We start from the raw sequence: 1,584 nt of genomic DNA, 5'->3' as shown, positions 1-1,584 counted from the left end.
GTAAGCGTTCACCGAGGTATCTTGACTTACCAGATCTGAAGAAACATATGCAGTTTATAGATCAAAAACGTTTGGGTACGGTCTCTTCGTCACAACAGCCGTGATGATTTCACTCAACACTGACATTGCCGATAAGCCACGCTTTTTGCAGGTTTCGATGAGGGTATGTATCCTACTTCGGAATTTATCACCTGCATCCGAGGTCGTTCCGAAGCTGATTTTCCTTTGAATGACAAAACCTCTAATACATCGCTCAGCTTCATTATTGGTTAAGGGGATTGACGTTTTCTTGAGGAAAACCCACAAGCTCTCTCTATGTTTAAGCAGTAACTTGCATCGCCCTCTATACCGCTTGACCATCACACCTGTCCCTTTGCTCAACCAATGATCGAACGATTTTTGTAGCCTGTGCATTCGCCGCAAGTACCGTGAATAATCCAATTCACCTTGCTCATAACGATGCCGAGTATGGAAAATGGCGTTCGTCAGCAAACAAAGATGTTTGCCAATATAAGCGGTGTGGCCACCGCCACTATAATCCGCCATTTGCTGAAGATTGCGCTTCACATGTGCCCAACATAACTGATGACGGTCTGCGGCTATCCAGTTATAGCTTGGGCATTGGTCGCTAACCACAATGCCTGCATAGTCTTCATCGATGACCTTTTTTGCTGAGGAGGTTGAGCGTGAATAGAGTATTTGTTCATAGACAAGGTCATCACTGGCCACTAACCAACACCAACGAAGGCTCGTTTCATCATTTCGGTGATGAGAGGTTTCGTCAGCATGAATCAAAGTCGCTTTCTTTAACGCTTGTTTTATCGCCTGATGCAATGGCGTTAGCATTGAAGCGACCTTCGTTTGCGCTTCGCTAATCGCGCCGACCGAAAAGGTTGTGCCAAGCTGTTCTTTAAGTAGAGATTGGATTTTCCGAACACTGAGGTGATATTGCCCTGCAAGAACTCCAATGTAACTTAATAAGTTCGGCCCTATAATCCCTTGCGATGCATCGTCAGGCTTTTGAGCCTTGACGGTTTCTTTACAGTGCCGACATTGGCCTGAAAATAAACGGTATTCGGTGATATCGACAGTGGGTTTGGGAATATCGAAGACCTGATGGCGGTAGTAAGGGCCACCTTGAACATCTATATCAGACTGGGCACAGCAAGGGCACACTTCAGGAAAACAATCGATAACTACATCCGTTGCTTTCAGTCGTGAGAGTTTTCGTTGATGCCCTGTGTGGCCTTCTTTAGCTCCTCTCGAATTGCAACCACTAGAGCTTTGATCTTTTTTCGCTCATGCTTGTCCTTAGGGTTGTCAGACGAAGGTGGTTTCGATGAATTTTTGGAGTTAGTAGCTTGTTTATCGGTAAGGTGGCGCAACTGTTCCCACAACTCTTCAATCAGTGCGTTTGCTTCGTTAAGGTCAGAGGCTACGGGCGGTTCCTCTTGATATTTAGGGGCTTTCTTTCTGCTCATAACAAACAGGATGAAGCACTGGAATGATCACTCAATAGCCAAGAATGGATCAAGTGCTGAGTGTCACACTTTTTCTGTCAATAGGGGCTTGGTGAACACTTAC

Annotated in this window: 1 protein-coding gene; it reads right to left on the bottom strand. The window is 45.5% G+C overall.

The window, feature by feature from the left end; all coding sequences use genetic code 11:
- Nucleotides 1-54 precede the first annotated feature (54 nt).
- Nucleotides 55-1,481, bottom strand: a protein-coding gene (gene tnpC, locus R7O12_RS24350) for an IS66 family transposase (RefSeq protein WP_405543002.1) whose coding sequence is annotated in 2 segments (ribosomal slippage) — nt 55-1,286 and nt 1,286-1,481 — 1,428 coding nt in all. Because the reading frame shifts where the segments join, the coding sequence is not laid out codon by codon here.
- Between the last annotated feature and the right edge of the window lie 103 nt (nt 1,482-1,584).

Source organism: Vibrio sp. Vb1574 (assembly GCF_033338675.1).
The sequence above is the reverse complement of the archived record's forward strand: the minus strand, read 5'-3'. Positions and strand labels throughout refer to the sequence as shown.